The organism is Pseudomonas sp. P1_F7 (genome assembly GCF_056405655.1).
In genome coordinates, this window is the sequence record NZ_JBFUBR010000007.1 from 187,075 (window position 1) to 207,795 (window position 20,721).

17 protein-coding genes and 1 pseudogene are annotated in these 20,721 nt (G+C 59.0%); 8 read left to right on the forward strand and 10 right to left on the reverse strand.

All coding sequences use genetic code 11. From position 1 onward, the window contains the following. The first annotated feature begins 20 nt into the window (after positions 1-20). The 4 genes and pseudogenes from AC1D1M_RS13020 to AC1D1M_RS13035 all read left to right on the forward strand — a co-directional run bounded on the left by AC1D1M_RS13020 (position 21) and on the right by AC1D1M_RS13035 (position 6,824). On the forward strand, positions 21-4,016 hold the full coding sequence (locus AC1D1M_RS13020) for an endonuclease/exonuclease/phosphatase family protein (RefSeq protein WP_477775927.1): 3,996 nt from the start codon (positions 21-23) through the stop codon (positions 4,014-4,016). Between the two features lie 212 nt (positions 4,017-4,228). Next, positions 4,229-4,330: pseudogene (locus AC1D1M_RS13025) on the forward strand (type IV secretory system conjugative DNA transfer family protein); the annotation flags it as partial. Positions 4,331-5,282: 952 nt separating this feature from the next. Then, positions 5,283-6,329, forward strand: a complete 1,047-nt coding sequence (locus AC1D1M_RS13030) for a hypothetical protein (RefSeq protein ID WP_477775928.1) — start codon at positions 5,283-5,285, stop codon at positions 6,327-6,329. Positions 6,330-6,461: 132 nt separating this feature from the next. Next, positions 6,462-6,824 carry a hypothetical protein gene (locus AC1D1M_RS13035; protein ID WP_477775929.1) on the forward strand — a complete coding sequence of 121 codons (363 nt, stop codon included), beginning with the start codon at positions 6,462-6,464 and terminating at the stop codon, positions 6,822-6,824. 242 nt (positions 6,825-7,066) lie between these two features. Here the strand turns inward: AC1D1M_RS13035 and AC1D1M_RS13040 are convergent, their stop codons facing one another. Further along, positions 7,067-7,783 (reverse strand): response regulator transcription factor, encoded by a 717-nt coding sequence (locus tag AC1D1M_RS13040; RefSeq protein WP_477775930.1) that lies wholly within the window; start codon positions 7,781-7,783, stop codon positions 7,067-7,069. 170 nt (positions 7,784-7,953) lie between these two features. Between AC1D1M_RS13040 and AC1D1M_RS13045 the strand changes: the two genes are divergently transcribed. Then, positions 7,954-9,489, forward strand: coding sequence for a sensor histidine kinase (locus tag AC1D1M_RS13045; protein ID WP_477775931.1), 1,536 nt, complete (start codon positions 7,954-7,956; stop codon positions 9,487-9,489). Between the two features lie 216 nt (positions 9,490-9,705). Here the strand turns inward: AC1D1M_RS13045 and AC1D1M_RS13050 are convergent, their stop codons facing one another. The 4 genes from AC1D1M_RS13050 to glyQ all read right to left on the reverse strand — a co-directional run bounded on the left by AC1D1M_RS13050 (position 9,706) and on the right by glyQ (position 14,118). After that, positions 9,706-10,485, reverse strand: coding sequence for a lysophospholipid acyltransferase family protein (locus AC1D1M_RS13050; protein ID WP_477775932.1), 780 nt, complete (start codon positions 10,483-10,485; stop codon positions 9,706-9,708). 84 nt (positions 10,486-10,569) lie between these two features. After that, positions 10,570-11,109 (reverse strand): D-glycero-beta-D-manno-heptose 1,7-bisphosphate 7-phosphatase, encoded by a 540-nt coding sequence (gmhB, locus tag AC1D1M_RS13055; RefSeq protein WP_477775933.1) that lies wholly within the window; start codon positions 11,107-11,109, stop codon positions 10,570-10,572. A 4-nt stretch (positions 11,110-11,113) separates the two neighbouring features. Next, on the reverse strand, positions 11,114-13,168 hold the full coding sequence (gene glyS, locus AC1D1M_RS13060; protein ID WP_477775934.1) for a glycine--tRNA ligase subunit beta: 2,055 nt from the start codon (positions 13,166-13,168) through the stop codon (positions 11,114-11,116). After that, positions 13,165-14,118, reverse strand: a complete 954-nt coding sequence (gene glyQ / locus AC1D1M_RS13065) for a glycine--tRNA ligase subunit alpha (RefSeq protein ID WP_003187265.1) — start codon at positions 14,116-14,118, stop codon at positions 13,165-13,167. The genes glyS and glyQ overlap by 4 nt, the downstream gene beginning before the upstream one ends. Before the next feature lie 81 nt (positions 14,119-14,199). Here glyQ and AC1D1M_RS13070 point away from each other — a divergent pair, with 81 nt between their 5' ends. From AC1D1M_RS13070 to AC1D1M_RS13080, 3 genes are all read left to right on the forward strand, one after another. Then, on the forward strand, positions 14,200-14,757 hold the full coding sequence (locus tag AC1D1M_RS13070) for a DNA-3-methyladenine glycosylase I (RefSeq protein WP_477775935.1): 558 nt from the start codon (positions 14,200-14,202) through the stop codon (positions 14,755-14,757). 40 nt (positions 14,758-14,797) lie between these two features. After that, complete coding sequence (locus tag AC1D1M_RS13075; RefSeq protein ID WP_008018389.1) at positions 14,798-15,685, forward strand: lysophospholipid acyltransferase; 888 nt, start codon at positions 14,798-14,800, stop codon at positions 15,683-15,685. 72 nt (positions 15,686-15,757) lie between these two features. Continuing rightward, a complete protein-coding gene (locus AC1D1M_RS13080) occupies positions 15,758-15,997 on the forward strand; it encodes a PilZ domain-containing protein (protein ID WP_477775936.1) in 240 nt (79 codons plus the stop codon). Here AC1D1M_RS13080 and AC1D1M_RS13085 read toward each other — a convergent pair whose 3' ends face one another. The 5 genes from AC1D1M_RS13085 to def form a co-directional block, all read right to left on the reverse strand. Next, positions 15,998-16,312, reverse strand: a complete 315-nt coding sequence (locus AC1D1M_RS13085) for a tetratricopeptide repeat protein (protein WP_057397334.1) — start codon at positions 16,310-16,312, stop codon at positions 15,998-16,000. Positions 16,313-16,489: 177 nt separating this feature from the next. Beyond that, on the reverse strand, positions 16,490-17,866 hold the full coding sequence (gene trkA, locus AC1D1M_RS13090) for a Trk system potassium transporter TrkA (RefSeq protein ID WP_046042728.1): 1,377 nt from the start codon (positions 17,864-17,866) through the stop codon (positions 16,490-16,492). Positions 17,867-17,888: 22 nt separating this feature from the next. After that, positions 17,889-19,199 (reverse strand): 16S rRNA (cytosine(967)-C(5))-methyltransferase RsmB, encoded by a 1,311-nt coding sequence (gene rsmB / locus AC1D1M_RS13095; RefSeq protein WP_477775937.1) that lies wholly within the window; start codon positions 19,197-19,199, stop codon positions 17,889-17,891. Next, positions 19,196-20,155 (reverse strand): methionyl-tRNA formyltransferase, encoded by a 960-nt coding sequence (gene fmt / locus AC1D1M_RS13100; RefSeq protein ID WP_477775938.1) that lies wholly within the window; start codon positions 20,153-20,155, stop codon positions 19,196-19,198. Before fmt ends, rsmB begins: the two co-directional genes overlap by 4 nt. 57 nt (positions 20,156-20,212) lie before the next feature. Continuing rightward, positions 20,213-20,719, reverse strand: coding sequence for a peptide deformylase (def, locus tag AC1D1M_RS13105; RefSeq protein WP_008045730.1), 507 nt, complete (start codon positions 20,717-20,719; stop codon positions 20,213-20,215). Between the last annotated feature and the right edge of the window lie 2 nt (positions 20,720-20,721).

Here is a 20,721-nt window from a genome sequence, read left to right on the forward strand (position 1 = left end):
TCCAAGACTAGGTGCATTCCATGGATCCCTTCGATGGACCGGCTAATGGAGCCAGCGGTTGGCAGATTGCTTATGACGCGCGCCGCGTACGTTATCTCGAGTGCCTGGCTAAGCAGGCGCTTGTGAAATCCGAGCAGTTTCATCGCTGGGACGACTCGGAACTCCGACGCGCCCCCGTACCCAAACCGGACAGTGAGACCGGCGAGATGATTTCGCCCTACCAGGCCAAGTACGCGACCATGTGCGATGCCGTCCACGATGTCGGGCTGGTCCGGCTGGATCCCGGGCTGGAATTGGTTTGCGACGCACTGAACAAACGTCCATACGTGCAGCGCGACGCCATCCAGCGGAAATGGCTCCTGGACGATAGCAGGGAAACGGCGCTCAGTCGTGCGCTTCTGGCCCGCGCCCACCCGGAGCGGCAGGACGAACTCTTCGGTTGGGAACGCACCGGCCTGGACCCGGACACTTACTGGGCCGGACACATCCGTTCAGCGCACATGGAGTACTTGCTGGAAACCGCTGACTTCGGCGCCAACGAAATCCTGCGGATAATGTACTTGCTCGATGACACGCCTGACCATCTGCATGACGCAGCCCTTGCCTGGCGTGACCCGAACCAGCTTCAGCGCGACGTGAACTTTCCGGCCGGCGGCTCGGTCGTGCTCCACACCTCATTTACCAACTTCAAATACTGGTTCGACGACCCGTTCCACTGCTCCGAATTCAAGGGACAGGCCAAGCAAATCCGGGAAGACAAAAACCTCAACAAGCACGAAAAGATGGAACCAGGCCAGGATATGACCTATTGGTCAGAGAACCATCGAATCCTCTTCGCAGCCGCCGAGTACCTAGCCGGCCAGTTCTGGCCTGACGAGATGTTCATCTCACAGCGCAACAACCGAAAGGAGGGCCCATCGGGTCCGCCGCGGCCAGGGGACATGACTGGCAGGCAACACATGGCTCACGCGCGTGTTCGGGTGCTGCGCTGGCTGAATGAACGTCTCCGCCTGGGCTTCGCGGAATGGAACGCACCCGGTTACTACAGGGAAGACGTCCTGCCGTTGCTGAATCTGGTTGATTTTTCCGCCGACAAGGAGATCCGTACCCGGGCTGCCATGGTCATGGACCTACTAGTCTTCGACCTCGCCGTGCATTCCCAAAGCGGAGCTTTTGCCGGCTCGTCCGGTCGGGCCTACTTCGAGAACAAGAACTGTGTCTGGGAGCAGCCGATCCGAGATACGAGCGAACTGTTGTTCGGCCAGCTTGGGCACTTCATGGAGTCCAGCAACGCCGCCGTCTCCCTCGCCACCTCGCCGGGGTACCGCCCCCCTGACGTGCTGATCTCGCTCGGCAAGTCCGGCCCCCAACGGTTCACCACCCGCAGCCGGATCTCGATTGAATTCAACGAGGCCTCGCGCTATGGAGTGGGCACGAGCACAGCGGAGGACATGGAGTTCTGGTGGAGTCGGGCCGCTTACGCGACGAAGCAGACCATCCTGGCTTCGCGTCGAGTGGCCACCGATAGTGGGTTGCTGGAGACGCCGCCGTTTAACAGTATTCTTCCGCTGATAAAGAAGGTCGCCGATGCCACCGACACGGCCGAAGATGTCGGGGGGGGCATCCTTGGCGGCATTGGCGGGGCCTTGGTCGGCCTCGCCGCCGCGGGCCCGGTCGGAGCCGTCGCCGGTGGCGTCGCTGGCGCTGTTGCCGGTGAATCTTTACCGAATTTCACGGAGGTGGATGCCGCGGACATGTTCTCGGTGTTCACTGAGGGATCGGTGCTGAGTCGAGCCAACATCTACTCCTATCGCACCGGAGGTGCCACACTGGCCAGTGTTCAGAACTTCCGTCGGGGCCAGGTGAATTTCCAGGGCTTGCCATGTGTGGCGGCCCTTTCCAAGGGCGCGATGGTATGGACCAGCTATCCATCGGCTGGCATTCAGGTGACGCTCAGCCTTGCATTCGGCCTCATCGACATCAACGAGAAAATCTACCCCGCGGACTCCCATGATGGCCCGAGCTGGTGGACCGGAAATGCGGTGCAGCCGCGGGTAGTTCAGCAACGCGGCGCCGCCATCACCGCGTACAAGGCCCAGTCGATCCAGAAAATGTTGTTTGGCGAGCGGACCCACGCTTGGTTTCCTAAGAACCAGTTCGACGAGACCCGTGGACCAGAGAGTGCCCGCTGCAATCATGATTCCGCACGCTGGTTTTTCGGCCGGTCCGGCGACAGCTACGTAGCGCTCTTTTGCGCTCTCGAAGCTACCTGGACCGACAACGGACCATGGAAGGACAAGGAGATCCGAGTCGGCGGCGACACGAATGTGTTCATTACCCAGATCGGCAGTGCCAGTGAGTTCGGCAGCTTCGAGTCGTTCATGGCCAAGGTCGGGCAAGCCCGAGTACATATATCCGGTCTGCACAGCGGCGCACAGCTCCAATGCAGCTACGACATCCCGTTTGGCGAACGCCTCGAACTGCACTACGACGACGGCCCCCGCTATGGCGGGGACCCCCTGCAGGACGATGAGTTTCCCCGCCACAGGAGCCCGTTTGCGCGAATCGAGTGGCAACAGGACCGCTATGCGATCCGCTACAACAAGTACTCCCTGGTGCATGACGTCGTGCACGGCACGCGAACGGTCGGCGGTACGTTGACGAAACTCAGCCATGACACCCCGCTCACCTTCTACGCGCAGAACATGGCGCTGCTACCGGGGCCGCTGTACAAGGGGATCGATTCTGATGCGGCTCTTGGCGTACTGATCCGCGTTCTGCGCGAACGTCAACCCGACATCGTGGGCCTGAGCGAGGTGTGGACCTCCTCCGATCGGGACCGGCTCACGTCGGAGTTGGTGCAACTGTACCCGTACACACTCGACGGGCCGCACGAGGCGGCCGTGGATATTGGGGTGGCCGACTTCGAATTAATGGGCGGCGGGCTCCTGCTCTTGAGTCGACATCCGATTGTTGCTCATGCGCAATCGCTCTTCCGCCAATGTTCCGGTGACGATTGCCTGGCCAACAAGGGCGTGCTGCACGCCCGGATCCAACTGATCGGTCATCCGTGTACCGTTGACGTGTTCCTCACCCACACCCAGGCAGCTCACCCCACTATCGGCGGGTCAGCGGCGGGCGCTCGGGCCGCCGTCGAGGCGCAAATTCGCCATCTTGCCGCCTTCATCCGCGCCAGCCGCGATGTGGTAGGCCCAGCAATTCTTTTCGGCGACTTCAATGTGGACTACTTCGCGCACCGTGACCTCTACGACTATCTGGTGAGCACACTGGGAAACCCGGTGGACCTGTTGCCAATGGCAAATGTCGCAGGTGTCTCCCGCCCGACCGGCACCAGCGAAAGCGACGATGGCGTCATTTCCTCGTTTCACAAGGACCATCCGACTCGAGATGTGGATGACACATCGCGGTTCGGTGCCACGATTGAGCGACTGGATTATCTATTCAGTTTCTCTGGATTGTTGTATTCGCACCACGGAACGGCATCCGCAGTGCTGATCGAGCAGTGGAGTCCTGGTCGAGACATGTCGGATCACTATGGTATTCAGACGTCGATAGACACCACGGTTCAGATTTTCCCTGCCGAGGTGGCAATCTCGTTTCTTCTAGTGCGGTTGCGCCGATTCCAGTGTCTCCAACCGACCGGCGGGCTTGGCGACGACGAGGTAACATTCACCCTGACCGCTAAGAGTTCCCGCACCGAGTTGGCCTCGCTGTCCACCCCCGAGGTAGGGGATGTTTCGGCGGGAGCGTGGCACGACTTTGACCTGGCGCCGTTGCAACTGCCAGACCCGGGCGAGGAATTGGCCCTGAGCGTCGAGGGGTGGGAGCTGGACGATCTGTCGGACAACGATTCGCTTGGCCGCACGCGCCTAACCTTTGACCGGGAAGAAATTCTAGCACTAGCCGAGAGCGGAATCTCTACGCTCACTTTTCCGGTGCTGCGCGGTGACCGCTCCGAATACGTTGTCGAGATCGAACTCCATATCGGCTTCTGAAGCGGCATTGCTACAAGGACATTGTTTTTTCATCCTGTGTTCTTTCCCAGAGACTCCCCCTGCGTCAACTGATCAAGTTACTCTGCAGAATTGGGGCTATTGAACACGTCGAAAGCGCCTACTGTCTAAGGCCCTGACTCTCTGGCCTTAATCCGTTTCATACGCGGATTTGTGTCCTTGCGGCCAAAGACTGAGCTATCGAAGGACGTGCCATGAGCAATCATTCTTACATTGAAGAATTCAAGATCGAGCCGGTCAAGCAAGTGACCGAGAAAGGCAAACCTGACGCTGATGTAACCGAGCGTCTATCAATCTTCACTACCCGCGACGTTGCCCAACGGGGCTGCCTGTGCCCGCGCTGTTGGCGCCGACGCCGAGGCGACCCAGTTGCCGAGATTTCACTGACCTAGTCTGACTCCTCGCGAATCATTGTCTGTGCTGGATTTGTGCGGGTTTGGAGATGGGGTAGTCTTGCCTCGGCACGTGGGTCAATTCGACGTCGACGTCAACATGGGGGGGCACCACCGTACTGAAAAGCACGATCGCCAAAGTCGCAAAATGGAGAGCTGGGGTTCTAAGATTCAAGGCCGCATAGGCAGAATCTTCGCCACCGACAAAATATCTCTCCAGCAGCTTCCGATTCGGCTCAATACTGCTGAGTTTGCCCCGACTGGCAGGTCAATGGATCGGTTAGGAGTGCTGACCAGCGTAACTTTCCACAATCCTTACCTCATCGAACGTCGATAGGCTTTGGCCAAACAGACTGTTCGCAACTGACCGTGACCCACGAAGTTCTACCGCCCCATGTCCAACGGCATCGTCAAACCATTGCTGGGTAATATCCAACTCGGTGAAACACCCCTCATTCACAACACCATCCCCACCTACAGCAATGTATGCCTCATGACTCAGTAGCGGCGCCACGTGCCGTTGCGGTGGTAAATCCATCGGGTAGCTGAAACGCGATTAGCAGGTTGTCCATCATCAAATTCTCTTTTTCTGTAGACGCGAATATGACGTCCACGAAAAATTTTGCACCCATCCAGGTATTGCAACGTTCTCGGTTTGGGGGATTGTCTAGCATCAAAAAAAGCTTGAGCTGATCGCGCGGATCTGGTTTTATTTCCGTCCTCAGAGCAGCCTAACTGGTCGCGCCGTGCAATCTGGTAGCTCTGATCACCCATGCTAATCCTATGTTGACGTGGCAATGCACACCTAACGGCGAATACAAGTGCAGCCTTCAAGCGTCGACTTTGAGGAGTAGTCATGCCTAAAGAAAAGTCCCTTGTCCGGTCTCTCTCCGACGACCTTATCGAAACCTGTGCGAAATCCGGCTACTCGCTGAAACGCACTGCGAGCTATCAACTGATTTACGCCACCCTCGGGACCATCTGCCCTGAGCTTGGGAACGAGAGAGTGATTCCGTTTGAGAAGGTCGAGAACGTACATCTAGGTTCAGAGGTACAGTTCAACCGTTTCGAATCCGTGGAACGTGCGCAGACCATTCTTAAAATTGATTACTGGTCTGCCACCGACCTAATCGCCATTGTGATTGCAGTCATCCAGAAGTCACGTATTCGCGTTGCTCAAGTCCGGTTGCTTCTGGATATGGAGATTCCTGCTTCGACGCGCGAGGCTTCCTTTAGTGCATTGTTGAAGAATCTCAAACTGAGTGATCAAGGTGTCACCCTGCAGCCAACCACCACAACCCTGGCGATCGCTGCCGGGTTAATCTCGAAGCCCGATACGTCGCTGAAGGCGCGACTCCATATGGCGGTTGACTGGCCACAACGACACCGCAGTGAGCTCATTGAGCTAGTGACGAGCGAAGTCTGCTACTTTTGGCCATTCCCGCCAGCATCACACCCAGAACTATCTGCAGCGAGCCTAGACAGGTTTTCTGGCGGCAATTTTGCGAGTGGTGAAATGGGGATGGGATTTTCCATCGTACAGGAAGCTCGGGAGCCCAATACCACACCGCGTTTTATGCCGCATTCAGTCAGTACCCAGCGGTACTTAGTTAGAACGCCGATTTGGTCCGCTCGCGTCACAGACGGTAAGTGGCGAATGAGCAATATTCTGCGTTCGTCAATTCGCGACGATATTCCGTTCTCCAAGAATCGCTTATCTGATTTGCTGCCAAATGGATTGCAAGGTTTAGCCCGGATCTTTGGTTGCAAACGCTGCGGCACCCTCTTCCTTGAGGAACGGGCAAATCAGCCTGACGTTTCAACCCAATGCGAATGTGACGTCAACAATGTCGTAGAGCACGTCGTACAGGCTCAACCTCCTATCTCATCAAACGCCCACTAATCACCCTATCCAGGTGGCAGGGCGAGGCTTGGCTTCGGAAAAGCCTACAGATAAGGGGAGTCGCTTGGCCCATAATTTCTTTGCGCTGCCACTTCTCACCCAGGCGAGTAAACGACGTAGAAGGAACATGAAATGAAAACTGAAATCTCGCAATGCCTTGAAGCTACTGCAGATGCATGGGAGGAACTGACGTCAAATCAGACCAGTCGTACAGGCGCTAGCGCAGGTCGCGTAGCATCAGCCCTGGCAAACGACGTTGACGCTGAAGTTCTCGCCCTGCAGGTCTCAAAAAACAGCAAGAAAAACAACCCGGATGCTCCCATCACCTTTACCGCGGCTGATATGGTTTCCGTCGCTTTGTGGTACTCCGCCAACAAAACGAGATCGGCTTTGCCGAAAAAACAAGCAGGGGGTCTTATCAGGGGTCAGCAGATTGATGACGGGAAGGCACCAAGCCCCTCGCATGCATACACAAACACACTGGTGGACGGTTGAGCGGCTGAAGCCTGAAGCCTGAAGCCTGAAGTGAGAGCGTTTCTATTCGGACGCATCTATTCTGTGATGAGAGTAGGTTTTTCTCATTTATTTTGTGAATTCCAACCGGAGGACTCACAAAAAAGATGATTTTCTACCAGCCATTGCTGGAGCTTTCGAATCACCTATTTTGTGAACCTACACCGGTCGACGCCAACGAAAAGGCCAATGCATCTGCATTGGCCTTTTTTATTGCCTGCGTTTCACTCGCTCGCCGGCGTCACACTTTCCAACCGATACCCATACCCATAAATCGTCAGCAACTGCCAACCGCGATCCGCCGTCAGCCCAAGCTTGTTGCGCAGGCGATAGATGTGAGTGTCCAGAGGTCGTGACGACGACATTTCTTCATGGGGCCAGAATCGTTCGTACAGGTAATCCCGCGACAGCGGTCGACCGAGGTTGCTGAACAGGCAATGCGCCAGGCGGTATTCGCGTTCGGTCATGACGATCGGTTTGCCGTCGCGAGTGACGGTCAGTTCGGCGTCGTCGAAAACCAGATCTTCGAAGCTCAACCCTTCGGCAGCCGCGCGATGTTGGCCATGTCGGCGCAGGACCGCGCCAACACGGGCCTTCAGTTCATTGGGGCGGAACGGTTTGCTGACATAGTCATCGGCGCCGGCATTCAGGGCCTGAACGATATCGCTTTCGCCGTCGCGACTGGTGAGCATGATGGCTGCAGGCGGCGCTTCCATATGTTCGCGGGTCCATAGCAGCAATGACAATCCCGTGAGGTCGGGCAGTTGCCAGTCGAGGATCAACAGGTCGAAGGTTTCCCGGCGCAGGTGGCGCAACAGGTCTTCGGCCCGTTCGAAGCTGTGCAGCGACCACGGCTGCTCTCCGGCTTCGGCCATCTGTTGCAGGGTTTGTTCGACCCGGCGCAGTTCGGCGGGCTCATCGTCCAGAATCGCAACGCGCATACACGGTGATTCCTTGTCGCTTGGGCAGCTCTTCATCGACGATAGCGGCTCAATCGACACAGTGAAAGTAAGCGGCCCGCCGTTGGTCGCAGCGTCCGCTATGATTCTTTGAGTCGACACCTCAGACGTAGGAACCATGAAGCCATTCACCCCGCCCTGCCCTGTTGGCCATGTTTGACCAACGCCGCCGTGAAAGCCGAGAGCCAAGCCAGGTACAGCGATTGTTTCGGCAATTGGTGCGCGAGTGGTTGTGGATAAGTCTTGTGCTGTTGCCGCTGACGACGTTGCTGTCCTATCGCGCGCAAATCAACTTGGGCGATGCATCCCCAGGCTTGAGCGCATGGCTTTCCCTTGGTCTGGTGACGTGCGTGCTTGGGCTGTTGCTGTGGCGCCCACGCCTGGCGCTCTGGCTGACGCTCACGGGGATGGCTTGTGCGTTGCTGACCAGCGCCGGCCTTGCGGAGTTCAAGCGGTGGTGGTGGTCACCGACGCCTGCGGTGCTGGGGATGCTGTTTGGTTATCTGATCTGGAACTGGCGGCGCCTCAGTGTGGTGCTGACCTATTTCGGTTGGGAATTGGCGCGGCTGGACAGCGAGCCGAAAGTCTTTCCGGAGCGCCGTCGTGCCCAGTATCCCGGTGGCGACCGTTTGCAGAAACAAATCATGGCGCTGGAACAAGCCATGAACCTGACCCGCGATACCCACCGATTCATCGCCGATGGTCTGGAATATTTGCCGGTGGCCACGTTGATCAGCGATCCCCAAGGCCAGATTCTGCTCGGCAACCGCAAGGCCCGTGACCTGTTTGGTGGGAATCTGGTCGGTGATGATGTGCTAGAGCGACTTGAACGGCTCGGTTATCCGGATATGAGCCGCAGGCCGGGTTCGCCTTTATCGACACTGCCGCTGCTGGAGTTCCGCGACCTCAAGGAGCGCAGCCTGCGACTGGAGCGCGCCGAACTGTTACCAGTAGACGGGGAAACCCCTGTCGGCTGGTTGTGGAACCTGACTGACCTGAGTGTCGAACGTGATGCGGAAGAGCAACGCGCAGTCCTGTTGCGTTTTCTGTCCCACGACCTGCGGGCACCCCACTCGGCCATCCTCGCGCTGCTCGATGTGCATCGCCATCAGGTGGGCGGTGATCTGCAACTCTTCGATCAAATCGAACGGCAGGTGCGCCGGGCACTGGAGCTGACCGATGGCTTCGCTCAACTGGCGAGGGCCGAGTCTGAGGCTTATCAGTTTCAGCCGAGTCTGTTTGCGATGCTGGTGCTGGATGTGTTCGATCAGGCGCTGCCCATCGCGCAGTTGAAACAGATCGAACTGGTTCATCAAGTGGAAGAGGAGGCACAGGAAAGTCTGGTTCTGGCGGATCAGTCACTGCTGACTCGAGCGTTGTTCAATTTGCTGGAAAATGCCATCAAGTACAGTGTTTCAGGTACTCGTATCCGTTTGCGCGTCAGTCAATGCGACGGCTGGTTGATCTGTGAACTCATCGATCAGGGCAAAGGCATAGCCGCTGAGGAGTTACCCGAACTGTTCAGCCAATACCGGCGCTTTTCTTCTGCCCAGGGTATCGATGGCGTGGGGTTGGGATTGTCGATGGTTAAAGCCGTTGTGGATCGACATGGCGGGCGAATCGAGTGTCAGAGCGAAATGGGTCAGGGCACGACATTCAGGCTGCAATTTCCGCTGTTTACAGAATGACAGCGAGCGATCCAGGTCGCCCTGTCATGTCGACAGTCAGCGATTGCTCCGGGCATAAAAAAACCGGCTATATAAGCCGGTTTTTTTACGTCCGAAAAAAACTTATGCACGCTTTTATGGTTTTTATCTCTCTGAGAAATATGTAAAAAAATCATAAAGTTACGTACATAAAACGACAGATTTCAATGAAACGGTACACAGGTTATCCACAGAATCTCAGACAGCCAGCCGATCGTTTGAAACCGGCGCTTGCGGAGCCGGTGGCAGCGAGCCCATTTCCCGTTGCATCTGCTCATTCCACGCCTGGACCCGGTCGTTCAATTCGGCAATGGCTCGTGGCCCGTTGCCTTCGGCATACATCGGCTCGCCAATGATCACAGTGATGACGCCCTGCTTCTTCGCCCAACCTGTTTTCGGCCAGAACTTGCCTGCGTTGTGCGCAATCGGCAGCACCGGCAATTCGGCGTTGACCGCCAAAGCGCTGCCACCGCGCGAGAACTTTCCGATGGTGCCGAAAGGAACGCGCGTGCCTTCGGGGAAGATCAGCACCCAGACATTGTCCTTGAGCAACTCATCACCTTTCTGCGCCACGTGCTTGAGCGCTGCTTTCGGGTTGCCGCGATCGATGGCGATCGGTCGCAGCATGGCCATGGCCCAACCGAAGAACGGCACATAGAGCAATTCACGTTTGAGCACCTGGCTCAGCGGTGAGAAGTAGGCAGAGAGAAAGAACGTCTCCCAGGTGCTCTGGTGGTTTGACTGAATGACGCAAGGCCGTTCAGGTACGTTCTCGGCCCCCTTCACTTCGTAGCGAATGCCCAGAAACACTTTGCTCAGCCACAGGGCGCAGCGGCACCAATACACGTTGATGAAGCGATAGCGCGCCTTGAAAGGCAGAAACGGCGCGATAAAAAAACTCAAGCTGCACCACAGCAAGGAGCTGGTGCCCAGCAGCAGGTAAAAGAGGAAGGTTCTGATGGCCTGCAGTATCGACATGGTGACGTTTACCGTTGCGGGCAATACCCGCCTGTATAAAGCGCACTCCTGATCAATCCTTTATCAGGAAATATCAGAAGCACTCTAATTGTGGATAAGTTCTGCGGCAATCGCCGCCAGATCGTCAAAAATCAATGTGCCAACCGGAATGGTTTTACCCAAAGTCTTTTCGCCTTTCCCGGTCTTTACCAAAACTGGCTGTGAATCGACGGCTTTGGCGGCTTCCAGGTCACCAAGGCTGTCGCCGACGAACCAGAGATTGGTCAGCGACACGTTGTAATGAGCGGCGATGGTTTTCAACATCCCGGGTTTCGGCTTGCGGCAATCGCAACCTTCGTCCGGCCCGTGCGGGCAATAGGCGATCAGGCCGACTTCACCACCCTGCTCCGCCACCAGCGCGCGCAAGCGCTCGTGCATGGCATCCAGGGTGGCGAGGTCGTAATAACCGCGAGCGATGCCCGACTGGTTGGTAGCGACCGCTACCGTCCAGCCGGCCTTGCTCAACTGCGCGATGGCTTCGATCGAACCGGGGAGTGGAATCCACTCCTCCACCGACTTGATGTAAGCGTCGGAGTCGTAATTGATCACTCCGTCCCGATCGAGAATCAGCAGTTTCAACAGCAATCCCTCAACCCAGCAGCGAAATGTCGGCAACGCCGAGGAACAAACCACGCAGACGCGCCAGCAACGCATAACGGTTGGCGCGGACTTTTGCGTCCTCCGCGTTGACCATCACGGCTTCGAAGAACGCATCCACCGGCTCGCGCAGTGCAGCCAGGCGTGCCAGGGATTCGCTGTACTGACGCGAGGCAGCCATTGGCTGTACCGCCTGGTCAGCCTGCTGGATCGCCGAGTACAGGGAGAACTCGTTGGCATTGTCGAAGTACTTGGCTTCCACGACGGTAGGCACCGAGCCTTCGACCTTGCTCAGCAGGTTCGACACGCGCTTGTTCACGGCGGCCAGGGCAGCGGCTTCCGGCAATTTGCGGAAGGCCTGTACCGCTTGCACGCGCTGGTCGAAGTCCAGGGCCGAGCCTGGCTTCAAGGCACGTACCGACAGATAGGTGGCGACGTCGACGCCTTCGTCTTCGTAACGGGCACGCAGACGGTCGAAGATGAATTCCAGCACCGAGTCGTTGAGGCCGGCAGACTTGACCTTGGCACCGAACGCGTCCACGGCGAAGGCCACGGCGTCGGTCAGATCCAGATCCAGTTGTTTCTCGATCAGGATGCGCAACACGCCCAGTGCGGCACGGCGCAGGGCATACGGGTCTTTGCTGCCGGTCGGCAGCATGCCGATGCCGAAAATACCCACGAGGGTGTCGAGCTTGTCGGCGATGGCCACGGCCGCACCGGTCAGGGTGCTCGGCAGTTCAGCGCCGGCACCGCGCGGCATGTACTGCTCGTTCAGGGCCAGGGCGACATCTTCCGGCTCGCCGTCGTTGAGGGCGTAGTAGTAACCGGCGACACCTTGCATCTCCGGGAACTCGCCGACCATCTCGGTCGACAGGTCGCACTTCGACAGCAGGCCCGCACGGGCTGCCCACGCAGCGTTGCCGCCGATGCGCTGAGCGATGAACGCCGCAAGCTTGGAAACACGTTCGGCCTTGTCGTAGACGCTGCCGAGTTTTTCCTGGAACACGACATTCTGCAGACGCAGGTTGAAGTCTTCGAGTTTCTGCTTCTTGTCTTGCTTGAAGAAGAACTCGGCGTCGGTCAGGCGTGGGCGAACCACTTTCTCGTTACCGGCGATGATCTGTTGTGGGTCTTTGCTTTCGATGTTGGCCACGGTAATGAAACGTGGCAGCAACTTGCCGTCGGCGTCCAACAGGCAGAAGTACTTCTGGTTGTCCTGCATGGTAGTGATCAGGGCTTCTTGCGGCACGTCGAGGAAGCGCTCCTCGAACGAGCACACCAGCGGCACCGGCCACTCGACCAGTGCGGTCACTTCATCGAGCAGCGCTGGCGGAACGATTGCCGTGCCTTCCTGACGGGTGGCCAGCTCTTCGGTGCGCTTGCTGATGATCTCGCGACGCTCGTTGGCATCGGCCAGCACGTAGGCGGCACGCAGGTCGGCCAGGTAGCTGGACGGCGAACCGATGCGCACGTTTTCCGGGTGATGGAAGCGGTGACCTCGAGAGTCACGGCCGGCTTTCTGGGCGAGGATGGTGCAGTCGATGACCTGGTCACCGAGCAGCATCACCAGCCACTGGGTCGGACGCACGAATTCTTCCTTGCGCGCGCCCCAACGCATGCGTTTCGGGATCGGCAGGTCGTTCAGGGAATCTTCGACGATGGTCGGCAGCAGGCTCGCGGTCGCCTTGCCGGCGATGCTCTGGCTGTAGCGCAGTTTCGGGCCGCTCTGATCGATTTCGCTCAGCTCGACGCCGCATTTCTTGGCAAAGCCCAGGGCTGCCTGGGTCGGGTTGCCTTCGGCATCGAACGCGGCCTGACGTGGCGGGCCGTCGAGGTTGATGCTGCGGTCCGGCTGCTGGGTGGCCAGTGCGGTGATCAGCACCGCCAGACGACGTGGCGCGGCATAAACGGTTTTGGTCTCGTAGTTCAGACCGGCGGCTTGCAGGCCCTTGTCGATACCGGCGAGGAACGCCTCGGCCAGGGTGTTCAGGGCTTTGGGTGGCAGTTCTTCGGTGCCCAGTTCAACCAGAAAATCCAGAGCACTCATTGTGCAGCCTCCAGCTTGGCCAATACTTCATCACGCAGGTCCGGGGTCGCCATCGGGAAGCCCAGCTTGGCGCGAGCCAGCAAGTAGGCTTGCGCAACGGAACGCGCCAGGGTGCGTACACGCAGGATGTATTGCTGACGCGCAGTCACCGAGATTGCCCGGCGCGCATCCAGCAGGTTGAAGGTATGGGAAGCCTTCAACACCATTTCGTAGCTCGGCAACGGCAGCGGCTGGTCGAGTTCGATCAGGCGCTTGGCTTCGCTTTCGTAGAAATCGAACAGTTCGAACAGCTTGTCGACGTTGGCGTGTTCGAAGTTGTAGGTCGACTGTTCCACTTCGTTCTGGTGGAACACGTCGCCGTAGGTCACTTTGCCGAACGGACCATCAGCCCAGACCAGGTCGTATACCGAGTCCACGCCTTGCAGGTACATGGCCAGACGCTCAAGACCGTAGGTGATCTCGCCGGTCACCGGGTAGCACTCGATGCCGCCCGCTTGCTGGAAGTAGGTGAACTGGGTCACTTCCATGCCATTGAGCCAGACTTCCCAGCCCAGACCCCAGGCGCCGAGGGTCGGCGATTCCCAGTTGTCTTCGACGAAGCGGATGTCGTGGACCAGCGGGTCCAGGCCGACGTGCTTGAGGGAGCCCAGGTACAGTTCCTGGAAGTTGTCCGGGTTCGGCTTCAGGACCACTTGGAACTGATAGTAGTGCTGCAGACGGTTCGGGTTTTCGCCGTAGCGGCCGTCAGTCGGACGGCGGCTTGGCTGCACGTAGGCGGCGTTCCAGGTTTCCGGGCCGATGGCGCGCAGGAATGTTGCAGTGTGGAAAGTGCCGGCGCCTACTTCCATATCGTAGGGCTGAAGTACCACACAACCTTGCTCGGCCCAGTATTGCTGGAGGGCGAGGATCAAGTCTTGGAAGGTACGCACGGCTGGCGTAGGCTGGCTCACGAAATTCACCTGTTTCTTGGGCTGCGATTTAAAGAGCGGGAGTATACCCGATTCGTTGCTGCGCACGCCCCCTGGAGCCTTATGCCACGCTGCTTTTGGTGTTCCGAAGATCCGCTGTACATGGCTTATCACGATCAGGAGTGGGGCACGCCGCTACGCGATGCGCAGGGATTGTTCGAGTTGCTTTTGCTCGAAGGGTTCCAGGCCGGCCTTTCCTGGATCACCGTGCTGCGCAAACGCGAGCATTATCGGCAGGTGATGTTCGGTTTTGATGTCCAGCGCGTGGCGCAGATGAGCGATGCCGAAATCGACGAGTTGATGCTCGATCCGGGCATCATCCGCAATCGCCTCAAGCTCAACGCCGCTCGGCGCAATGCCCAGGCCTGGCTGGCGCTGGAGGACCCTGTGGTGTTTCTCTGGTCGTTCGTCGGTGGCAAGCCTGTGATCAATCATTTCAAGGATCGCAGCGAAGTGCCGGCCGTCACGCCGATCGCTGTCGAGATGAGCAAAGGCCTGAAAAAAGCCGGTTTCACGTTCGTCGGGCCGACCATTTGCTACGCGTTGATGCAGGCCTCGGGCATGGTCATGGATCACACCCGCGACTGCGACCGCTACGCGCAGCTGGCGAACGGCGGTTAGAATGGCCGCCTCGCGCACAGCACAAGATCAGGAGTGACCTGTGGATAAGTTGAAAGGCGCCTTGCTGGTAGGCGCTCTGCGGCTGTTTGCCCTGCTTCCGTGGCGGGCCGTGCAGGCCGTGGGCTCGGCGATTGGCTGGGTCATGTGGAAAACCCCGAACCGTTCCCGCGACGTGGTACGGATCAATCTGTCCAAGTGCTTTCCGGACATGGACCCCGCCGAGCGTGAACGCCTGGTGGGCCAGAGCCTGAAAGACATCGGCAAGTCTCTGACCGAAAGTGCCTGTGCCTGGATCTGGCCAGCCCAGCGCTCCATCGACCTGGTGCGTGAGGTCGAAGGCCTCGACATATTGAAGGACGCCCTCGCCTCCGGCAAAGGCGTGGTCGGCATCACCAGCCACCTGGGCAACTGGGAAGTGCTCAATCACTTCTATTGCAGCCAGTGCAAACCGATCATTTTTTACCGTCCGCCCAAATTGAAGGCGGTGGATGAATTGCTGCAAAAGCAGCGGGTGCAGTTGGGTAACAAGGTCGCTGCTTCCACCAAGGAAGGCATCCTCAGTGTCATCAAGGAAGTGCGCAAAGGTGGTGCAGTGGGCATCCCCGCTGACCCGGAACCGGCCGAATCCGCCGGGATCTTCGTGCCGTTCTTCGCCACTCAGGCGCTGACCAGCAAGTTTGTGCCAAACATGCTCGCCGGCGGCAAAGCGGTCGGCGTGTTTCTGCACGCCCTGCGCCTGCCGGACGGTTCAGGCTACAAAGTGATCCTCGAAGCCGCGCCAGAGGCCATGTACAGCACCGACACAGCGGAGTCCTGTGCGGCCATGAGTAAAGTGGTCGAGCGCTATGTCGGAGCCTACCCGAGCCAGTACATGTGGAGCATGAAGCGCTTCAAGAAGCGTCCACCGGGTGAAGAGCGTTGGTATTGATTCAATTGGCATGATCTGTGGATAACCCTGGACTCGGGGTTATCCACAACCGTTCATTCAAGGGCGCAGAAGATGTCCGAACACCGCAAGTCATTGCGCATCAAGATCAGTCACGAAAGCATCGGCGATTGCCTGGGCCAGACACGCAACCTGTCGACCACCGGCGTTTACGTCAAGCATCCGAAACTGTCGGCGCTGCCTCATGGCGCGGTGGTCTACGGGCAGGTGCAGGACTTACCCACAGGTGCGCCGCGGGTACGCATGGAAGTGGTGCTGGTGGATGCCGAGGGCATCGGTTTGCGTTATCTCTGATCAGTGCGCCTGACGCTCGAGCTTCTTCAGGAACACCGTCATTTCCTTCTCGGCCTGCTTGTCGCCATGGCCGCGAGCTGCTTCCAGGCCTTGTTCCCAAGCCTGCCGCGCGGCTGCAAAGTCCGCCAGCGCCAGATGGGCCTTGCCCAGTAGTTTCCACGCCGCCGAATACTTCGGATCGAATTCGACGCAGCGTTGAAAGTGCTCCGCCGCCTTGGCGTTCTCCCCCAGATCCAGATAACCCTTGCCCAGGCCGAAGCGCAGCAAAGCGTTATCCACACCCTTGGCGAGCATTTTTTCCAGGGATTCGATCATCGGTGGATTCCTTTTTGAAGTGTGTCAGGAAGATGTCCAGGATCTGAAAGTCCGCTATCGCGAGCAAGCTCGCTCCCACAGTGGATCTTCAGAAACACAAATGCTGTGTACGACCGAGAACCCTGTGGGAGCGAGCTTGCTCGCGATGAGGTCCGTACGGTCAGCGCAAATTCCGGATCAGAAGAAGCTCAACCCCACATGGAATAGCTTCTCCACATCGCGAATATGCTTTTTATCCACAAGGAACAGAATCACATGGTCACCCGCTTCGATCACGGTGTCATCGTGGGCGATGATCACCTCTTCGTCGCGGATAATCGCACCGATGGTGGTGCCCGGCGGCAGGCCGATGTTCTCGATGGCCTTGCCGATCACCTTGCTCGATTTTGCATCGCCATGGGCAATCGCCTCGATGGCTTCTGCCGCGCCCCGGCGTAGTGAGTGCACGCTGACGATGTCGCCCCGGCGCACGTGGGCCAGCAAGGTGCCGATGGTCGCCAGTTGCGGGCTGATGGCGATGTCAATGTCGCCGCCTTGGATCAGATCGACATAGGCCGGGTTGTTGATGATGGTCATCACCTTCTTCGCGCCCAGGCGCTTGGCCAGCAGCGACGACATGATGTTGGCTTCGTCGTCGTTGGTCAGGGCCAGGAACAGGTCGGCGTCGGCAATGTTCTCTTCCATCAGCAGGTCGCGGTCCGAAGCACTGCCCTGCAACACCACTGTGCTGTCGAGGTGGTCCGAGAGATGACGGCAGCGTGCCGGGTTCATCTCGATGATTTTCACCTGATAACGGCTTTCGATCGCCTCGGCCAGACGCTCGCCGATTTGCCCGCCACCGGCGATGACAATGCGTTTATAGGTTTCATCGAGACGGCGCATTTCGCTCATGACCGCGCGAATGTTCGCTTTGGCGGCGATGAAAAACACCTCGTCGTCGGCCTCTATCACCGTGTCGCCCTGGGGCAGGATCGGCCGGTCACGACGGAAAATCGCCGCGACGCGGGTTTCCACGTTCGGCATGTGTTCACGCAACTGCCGCAGTTGCTGACCCACCAGCGGCCCGCCGTAGTACGCCCGCACCGCCACCAGTTGTGCCTTGCCTTCGGCGAAGTCGATTACCTGCAAGGCGCCGGGGTGCTGGATCAGGCGCTTGATGTAGTTGGTAACCACTTGTTCCGGGCTGATCAGCACGTCCACCGGAATCGCTTCGTTCTGGAACAACTGCTCCTCGCGGGTCAGGTACGCCGCTTCGCGAACCCGGGCGATCTTGGTCGGGGTGTGGAACAGGGTGTGGGCGACCTGGCAGGCGACCATGTTGGTTTCATCGCTGTTGGTCACGGCGACCAGCATGTCGGCGTCATCGGCTCCGGCCTGACGCAGCACCGTCGGGAACGAACCGCGACCTTGTACGGTGCGGATGTCCAGGCGGTCGCCGAGGTCGCGCAGGCGTTCGCCATCGGTGTCGACCACGGTGATGTCGTTGGCTTCGCTCGCCAGGTGTTCCGCCAGCGAACCGCCGACCTGCCCTGCACCGAGGATGATGATTTTCATCCAGTCACTCCATTGAATCCGTTTAACCGCGAGCGGCGGCGATCTTGATCAGCTTGGCGTAGTAGAAACCGTCGTGGCCGCCTTCCTGGGCCAGCAACTGGCGACCATGGGGCTGCTTGATGCCGGCTGCCGTGGCCAGGTCCAGTTCACGGGCGCCCGGCGTGCGGGCGAGGAAGGCTGCGATGACTTCAGTGTTCTCGGTCGGCAGCGTGGAACAGGTGGCGTACAGCAGAATGCCGCCCGCGTCCAATGTGCTCCACATGGCGTCGAGCAGCTCGCCTTGCAGCAGCGCCAGCGCGGCGATGTCATCGGGTTGGCGGGTCAGCTTGATGTCCGGGTGCCGACGAATCACGCCGGTGGCCGAGCATGGCGCGTCCAGCAGGATGCGCTGGAACGGCTTGCCGTCCCACCACGCCTGGGTGTCGCGACCGTCGGCGGCAATTAGTTCGGCGCTCAGTTTCAGGCGTTCGAGGTTTTCCCGCACCCGCACCAGCCGCTTGGCTTCCAGGTCTACCGCCACGACGCCCGCCAGTTTTGGCTCGGCCTCGAGAATGTGGCAGGTCTTGCCACCTGGCGCACAGCAAGCGTCCAGCACCCGTTGGCCCGGCGCGAGGTCGAGCAGATCAGCGGCCAGTTGCGCGGCTTCATCCTGCACGCTGATCCAGCCTTCGGCGAAACCCGGCAGGCTGCGCACATCGGCGGCGGCTTCGAGCACGATGCCGTCGCGGCTGTAGACACACGGCGTGGCGGCGATTCCCGCGTCAGTCAGCAAACTGAGGTAGGCATCACGGGTGTGATGGCGACGGTTGACCCGCAGAATCATTGGTGGATGAGCGTTGTTGGCGGCGCAAATGGCTTCCCACTGCTCTGGCCAGAATGCTTTCAGGGATTTTTGCAGCCAACGCGGGTGGGCAGTGCGCACCACCGGATCGCGTTCCAGTTCGGCGAAAATCGTTTCGCTTTCGCGCTGAGCATTACGCAGAACGGCGTTGAGCAAGGCCTTTGCCCATGGCTTTTTCAACTTGTCGGCGCAACCAACGGTTTCACCAATGGCGGCATGGGCCGGGACGCGGGTGTAGAGCAACTGATAAAGCCCGACCAGCAACAGCGCCTCGACATCGGCGTCGGCGGCCTTGAACGGTTTCTGCAGCAGCTTGGCCGCCAGTGCCGACAAGCGTGGCTGCCAGCGCGCGGTGCCGAACGCCAGGTCCTGGGTGAAGCCGCGATCACGGTCTTCGACCTTGTCCAGTTGGGTCGGCAGTGAACTGTTGAGCGAGGCTTTTCCGTTCAGGACAGCAGCGAGTGCCTTGGCGGCGGCCAGACGCGGGTTCATTGAGCGTCCGCCGCTTGACCGAGGACAGTGCCGATGGCGAATTTCTCGCGACGGCTGTTGAACAGGTCGCTGAAGTTCAGCGCCTTGCCGCCGGGCAATTGCAGACGGGTCAGGCACAGGGCCTGCTCGCCGCACGCGACGATCAGACCGTCCTTGCTGGCGCCGAGGATTTCACCCGGGGCGCCTTTGCCTTCAGCCAGATTTGCGGCCAGCACTTTCAGGGCTTCGCCATTCAGGGTGCTGTGGGTGATTGGCCACGGGTTGAAGGCGCGGACCAGACGCTCCAGCTCAACCGCCGGGCGACTCCAGTCGATGCGTGCTTCGTCCTTGTTTAATTTGTGCGCATAAGTGGCCAGGCTATCGTCCTGCACTTCGCCTTCCAGCGCTCCTGCCGCGAGACCGGCAATCGCTTCAACGACGGCCGGTGGGCCCATTTCAGCCAGGCGATCATGCAGGCTGCCGCCGGTATCTTCGGCGCTGATCGGCGTGGTGACTTTCAGCAGCATCGGCCCGGTGTCGAGGCCGGCTTCCATACGCATCACGGTCACGCCGCTTTCCGCATCGCCGGCTTCCACGGCGCGCTGGATCGGCGCCGCACCACGCCAGCGCGGCAGCAGCGAGGCGTGACTGTTGATGCAACCCAGGCGCGGAATATCCAGCACCACTTGCGGCAGGATCAGGCCGTAGGCGACCACTACCATCAAGTCCGGCTTCAGTGCAGCCAGTTCCGCTTGCGCGTCTTCGTTGCGCAGGGTCGGCGGTTGCAGCACCGGGATGTTGTTCTCTAGAGCAAGCTGCTTGACCGGGCTCGGCATCAGTTTTTGCCCGCGACCGGCCGGACGATCCGGTTGGGTGTAGACCGCGACGATCTCGTAAGGGCTGCTCAACAGGGCCTTGAGGTGTTCGGCGGCGAATTCGGGGGTGCCGGCAAAGACAATGCGCAGTGGCTCAGTCATGGGTGACGTCTCTTGAAAAGAAAAAGGCTTGCCGCAGCAAGCCTTTGAAGATGGGCATCAGGCGTTCTGGCGATGAAGCTTTTCCAGTTTCTTCTTGATGCGGTCGCGTTTGAGCGTGGACAGGTAATCAACGAACAATTTGCCGTTGAGGTGGTCGCATTCATGCTGGATGCACACGGCGAGCAAATCTTCGGCGATCAGTTCGTAAGGCTGGCCGTCGCGGTCCAGCGCCTTGACCTTGACCCGTTGCGGGCGATCGACGTTTTCGTAGAAGCCCGGCACAGACAGGCAGCCTTCCTGATACTGGCCCATCTCGTCGGTCAGCGGTTCGAACTCGGGGTTGATGAACACTCGCGGTTCGCTGCGGTCTTCGGAGAGGTCCATCACGACGATACGTTTGTGCACGTTGACCTGGGTAGCGGCGAGGCCGATGCCAGGCGCTTCATACATTGTTTCAAACATGTCGTCGACCAACTGACGCACTTCGTCGTCCACTACGGCCACTGGCTTGGCGATAGTGCGCAGACGCGGATCAGGGAATTCGAGGATGTTTAAAATGGCCATAA